General features: G+C 35.6%; 5 protein-coding genes. 4 read left to right on the top strand and 1 reads right to left on the bottom strand.

Features of this window, described 5'->3' with window-relative positions; translation table 11 throughout:
* The 4 genes from PKN74_RS07725 to PKN74_RS07710 form a co-directional block, all read left to right on the top strand.
* Positions 1 to 794, top strand: a 794-nt coding sequence (locus PKN74_RS07725) for an NAD(P)-dependent oxidoreductase (protein WP_472310192.1), incomplete at its 5' end; no start/stop codon positions are given.
* A 33-nt stretch (positions 795 to 827) separates the two neighbouring features.
* A complete protein-coding gene (locus PKN74_RS07720; protein ID WP_472310190.1) occupies positions 828 to 2321 on the top strand; it encodes a gluconokinase in 1494 nt (497 codons plus the stop codon).
* 146 nt (positions 2322 to 2467) lie between these two features.
* Positions 2468 to 3967 (top strand): DUF1538 domain-containing protein, encoded by a 1500-nt coding sequence (locus tag PKN74_RS07715; protein ID WP_472310188.1) that lies wholly within the window; start codon positions 2468 to 2470, stop codon positions 3965 to 3967.
* A complete protein-coding gene (locus tag PKN74_RS07710; protein WP_472310186.1) occupies positions 3957 to 4628 on the top strand; it encodes a P-II family nitrogen regulator in 672 nt (223 codons plus the stop codon). Before PKN74_RS07715 ends, PKN74_RS07710 begins: the two co-directional genes overlap by 11 nt.
* 61 nt (positions 4629 to 4689) lie before the next feature.
* Here the strand turns inward: PKN74_RS07710 and PKN74_RS07705 are convergent, their stop codons facing one another.
* The gene (locus PKN74_RS07705; protein WP_472310184.1) at positions 4690 to 5517 is read right to left on the bottom strand and encodes an alpha/beta hydrolase; all 828 of its coding nucleotides are present in this window, start codon (positions 5515 to 5517) and stop codon (positions 4690 to 4692) included.
* Between the last annotated feature and the right edge of the window lie 170 nt (positions 5518 to 5687).

Genomic DNA, 5687 nt, shown 5'->3' with positions numbered 1-5687 from the left:
TTGCTCGTCACGGTATAGGTTACAATAATGTAGACATAAAGGCTGCTACAGAAAACGAAGTGATGGTAACAAGGGTATACGGAGTTCATGAACGAGATGCTGTTGCTGAAATAGCCGTAGCTTTGATGTTAATCTGTTTAAGAGGCATAATTCCTGCTTATCATGCTGTATTAGAAAACAAATGGCACGAAAGAAAGAAATTCGTTGGAAAAGAGCTCTCAAAATTAACCGTCGGTATCATCGGTTATGGAAACATTGGAAGTAGAGTAGGTGAAATAGTAAAAGAAGGATTCAAATCAGAAGTAATTGCATATGACCCATATATTGCAGACAAAGTCATAGAAAAAACAGGTGTAAAACCGGTTGAATTCGAAGAATTACTCAAAACCTCAGATGTAATAAGTCTCAACGCCTCTCTCAACGAAGGAAACTACCATTTTATCAACAAAAAGGCATTTAACAAAATGAAAGATGGTGTAGTAATCGTTAATACGGCACGCGGTGAATTAATAAACCTCCCAGATTTCATTGAAGCCCTAGAAACAGGAAAAGTCTTCGCTGCAGGACTTGATGTACTAGAAAACGAACCAATAGAACCCGACAATCCTCTGTTAACATTTCCTAACGTCTACATTGTGCCACACATTGGAGGTTACGGAACTTACTCCTTAAGAAAAATGGACGAAAAAATGGTAGAAGATATTGAAAAATTAGTGAATGGAGAAATCCCCGATCAAATAGTAAATCCAGAGATAATTGAAAAAATCGTAGAAAACTTTCGAGCTAAAAAATAAACGTTCAAAAACCTTGAAAGGAGCGTTTCTTCAATGAAACATGTACTGGTTCTTGATGTTGGCACAACAAACATGAAAATTGCCATTGTAAACGAAAAGGGAGAAGTCGTCTCTCAAGAAACAAAAAAGATAAATATGTATCAACCTGAAAAAGGAGCTGCAGAACACAATCCCAAAGAACTATGGGATAATTTTCTAGAACTCTCTCAAAAAATTCTCTCTGATTTTGAAGATGAAATTGTTTTGTTAGTCTTATCTGGATATCAATTTGGTTTCTTACCAATAGATAAAAACAACCAACCCCTTACAGGAATGATCACATTATTAGACACTAGATCTCAATCCACAATGATAGACTTCGAAAACAAATTCTCTGCAGACAAAATCTATCAGAAAACAGGTTGTCCACCTGCATTTAACTACACTTTACAACGAATTTTATGGCTTAAAAAAGAAAAACCGGAAATCTTCAACAAAATGCACAAAATTCTAGACATCAAAAGTTTTTTCATAAACCATCTAACCGGACAATTCGTAACAGAACCTAGCGTTGCTTCTACAACCCAACTCTTAGACATAAAAACACAAGATTGGGATGATGAGTTAATAAAACAAGCTGGTATAACAAAAGAACAACTACCAAGATTATTACCAGGAAATGCAGTCGTCGATCATATAACAAAAGAAGTTGCTGACAAAATGGGACTAAAAAAACAAATTCCTGTGATGCTTGGAGTATATGATGGCGGGGCAATGATCTTAGGGATGGGCGGCTTTGATGAAAATGCCGTCTGCAATTTAGGAACTACAGCGATGTTTAGATGTGCCTACAGTGAGCCTCTACTAGATAAAAGCGGAAAATTCAGACTACAAACATATGCCCTACTCCCAAATCTCTGGGCGACAGGTGGTGCTGTAAACAACGCAGGAATTGTTATCGACTGGTTTATAAACAACATAGCAAAAGGCATGAATTACGATGAAATAAACAAAGAAGCCATGAAAATTCCAGCAGGATCAAATGGCCTACTCTGCTTTCCTTTCTTAACTGGTGAAAGAGATCCAAGAATAGGAAGCCTTGCAACAGGAAGTTTCTTTGGCCTAAAAACTACTCATACCATCTCACACATGGCAAGATCAATATTTGAAGGTATAGCTTACAGCTTAAATCTCATAAAAACAGCTTTAGAAGAAAATAACGTACATTTAAAATACTTAACTATAGGGGGCTCAGGAAGCAAAAGCGAAGTCTGGCCACAGATATTAGCTGATATTTTTAACATGCCTGTTACCAAATCTCTTACAGAAAACGCTACTTTAATAGGAGAAGCAATGCTTGCTTTCACTGAAATCGGTGTTTTTAAAAACCTCAAAGAAGCAGGCAAGGTTTTTATAAAAAAAGGAGATAGTTATCAACCCATTCCTGAAAACACAAAAAAATATGAAAACTACTACAACTTCTTTAACGAAATGATTGAGATTCATCACGATAAATACATCAAACACAGTATTATTTCAAAAGATTAAATCTTTCTGTAACATAACACATTGAAATATATCTATTAATATTGTATTATAATAAGAGGAGGAAAAAGATCTCCTCGTTTTTTCTTTAAATTTCATACGATTTACCATAATCCATACTAAAAAATAACCAAAGGATGTGAACTGAATTGAATGTACTACTAAAGAAGTTTAGAGATGCCTTATTCTCTGTAATTCCCATTACCATTATCGTGTTGATTCTGAATTTCACAATCGTTCCCATAGACAATACATCCTTGATCAAATTTCTAATTGGAGCAGTTTTGATAATCTTCGGGCTACTAATATTTCTGATTGGAGTAGACATAGCCATTATTCCAATGGGCGACATGTTGGGTTCAACAATACTTGAAACAAAAAGCATTTGGAAAATCGTATTAATATGTTTTCTATTTGGATTCAGTATCTCAGTTGTCGAACCTGTTTTACACATAGTTGCAGGCCAAATCGATTACGTTACAGCAGGAGCCATAGCTAAATCTCTTGTTATTGTCTCTGTATCAATAGGAGTAGGAGCATTAATGACATTAGGAGTATTAAGACCTCTCTTTAATATTCCTTTACCAATTTTTTTTACAATCGCATATTCTGTAATATTTGTCCTTGCTTTAATCGCACCTCCAGAATTTATTTCAATATCGTTTGACGCCCCCGGAGCTACAACAGGGGTTTTAACAGTACCTTTTATTTCTTCGCTTGCTATAGGGTTATTCTCTAAAAGAGCCGGAAAAGCATCAGAAGAAGACAGCTTTGGCTTAGTTGGTATTACAACAAGCGGAGCCATAATGGCATTGCTTGTTATGAGTATTTTTGCAAGAAACGTTGATCTATCTCACACCATCAACCAATATACAAACACCAGTATCCCCTCCAATTCTATAGCAGGCAGTTTTTTACACCTAGTTCCATCAGTCATGCTTGAAACCTTGTCGGCACTGTTACCAATTGTTATAATATTCTTGATTTTCCAAGTCACATCATTCAAGCTATCCAAAAATTCCTTTCTAAACATAATAAAAGGATTCGTTCATACCTTTATTGGAGCGGTGTTATTTTTAACAGGGGCTAACGGAGGGTTTATGGAAGTTGGAGTGATAATTGGAGGAACACTAACTTCCTTAGAAAACAAAATTGTCGTAATACTATTCGGATTTCTATTAGGAGCCGTCGCTATACTTGCTGAACCATCCGTATACGTAATTTCAAAACAAATCGAAGACGTAACTAGCGGATACATAAAAGGCTCGCTAATCATATCTGCTTTTTCTATTGGTGTCGGACTAGCTGTTGCTCTTTCAGTAATCAGAACTATAGTACCGGGACTTAAACTATGGCATTACCTATTACCCGGATATGGTCTGGCAGTCGTTCTGAGTTATTTTGTACCCAACTTATTTGTAGGGATCGCGTTTGATTCTGGAGGTGTAGCAACAGGCCTTATGGCTGCAACCTTTATCTTATCATTTGCGCAAGGAGCTGCGGGGGTAATAGAAGGATCGAATGCTTTAATAGATGGCTTTGGAACCATCTCTATGATTGCATTAATGCCTGTCCTTACCCTACTAATATTTGGGTTAATTTTCAAAGTCAAAAGCTCCAAAGGAGGAACTCAAAAAAATGAACAATAATACAAAAAGTTATGAACTAATATACGTAATCTTGAATTTTGGAATGGGAAGTAGGGTTTATAAATATGCTCGAGAGCTAGGAATAAAAAGAGGAATGATTATTCTTGGAAAAGGAACAGTAAAAAGTCCTCTTTTAGAATTCTTAGGTATTACTGATGTTAGAAAAGAAATAATACTGATGGTTTGTGAAAGTTCAAAAATAAATGAAATCGTTCCTAAAATAGTTGATACCTTTCATATTGATAAACCAAATAAGGGTATACTGTTCACTATTCCAATTAAAGATTTTTATGATTTACAAAACAACGGTAAAAAATACGTTTCAGCAGAAGTAAAGACAAATGGAGGTGTCAAAAATACTATGTATGATGCAATATTTGTTGTTGTTGATAAAGGGAAGGCAGAATTTGTAGTAGAGGCCGCAAACGAAGCAGGAGCAAAAGGTGGTACAATTATCCATGCAAGAGGCGCAGGTGAATACGAAATAGAAAAGATATTTTCTATGGAGATTGAACCAGAAAAAGACATAGTATTAATAATATTGAAAAAAGAACTAACAGATGCTGTTGTTAATTCAATAAAAGAAAAATTAGATATAGAAAAAGAAGGTGGAGGAATAATATTTGTTCAAGAAGTAGATCAAGCCTACGGAATACTATAATCCCTCAATACATTAAAATTCAAAAAGAGACGCTCGTATAGAGCGTCTCTACTAATGTGTATTAATACAAATCCAAAGCCCTTTTAAAAAACCTCAAAACTTCTTTAATATCCTCTTGCCACAATAACCAATTATGTTCCCCATCTCTTATATACAACACCGATTCAATCTTTGCTAGCCTTAATTCATGATACAACTCCGTTGCACCTAGATACAAATAATAATAATCCTCATTCCCACAAGACAAATAAACAGGCAGAGTGAGCCCACTATTTTTAACATTATCAACCCAATTAAACACATTCTCCTTTTCCCAAAAATCCGGATCAAAAGGATCACCAAACACGTCATGATAATAATCTTCTCTGATATGAATCACATCTCCGTTTATATCAACATCTGTCTCAGGAGGAACATCTCTTGTTATTCCCCCGCTCAAACTTGCTGCCGATAAAAACATATCAGGATGCTTAAACGCAAGCTTTAAAGCTCCATATCCTCCCATCGACAAACCTGCAACAAACCTATCCCCACGAGTATTTCTTACCTTGTAATGTCCTTCAACAAAACCAATCAAATCCTTAATAATAGCAGTTTCATACTTTTCGCCAACAGGAGAATCAACATACCAACTATTTTGAGCATCTGGCATAACCACAACAAAAGGAGGAATCTCACCTGAATTTATCATAATATCCAAAGTCTGATCAACATGCCCTTTTCTAAGCCAACTCACCTCATTCCCACTATGACCATGCAAAAGATAAATAGTTGAATACCGTCGAGAATCCTCTTCGTACTCAGCAGGAAGATAAATAGAATACTTCAAATCCCTTTCCAAAGTTGGACTAAAAAAAGACAAAGACTCATACACTGTACCCTTAACCAAAGACGTTCACTCCCTTATCAAAATAAAATATTAAAGCCTCACAGATTCATTCGCCTTCAACCTATCCTCAGACAACAAAGAAACATAGTACAATTCACTCAACAAATCCAAAAAATCCTTAATAGAAGTCTTCTCATCCAATACAATCTCGTTGTTACTTTCAACTAGAT

It is taken from the genome of Defluviitoga sp. (assembly GCF_035349255.1).
Classification (GTDB): Bacteria; Thermotogota; Thermotogae; order Petrotogales; family Petrotogaceae; genus Defluviitoga.
The sequence above is the reverse complement of the archived record's forward strand: the minus strand, read 5'-3'. Positions and strand labels throughout refer to the sequence as shown.

Coding starts and splice junctions, on each gene's coding strand:
- PKN74_RS07720 (WP_472310190.1), top strand. CDS start 828: ATGAAACATGTACTGGTTCTTGATGTTGGCACAACAAACATGAAAATT.
- PKN74_RS07710 (WP_472310186.1), top strand. CDS start 3,957: ATGAACAATAATACAAAAAGTTATGAACTAATATACGTAATCTTGAAT.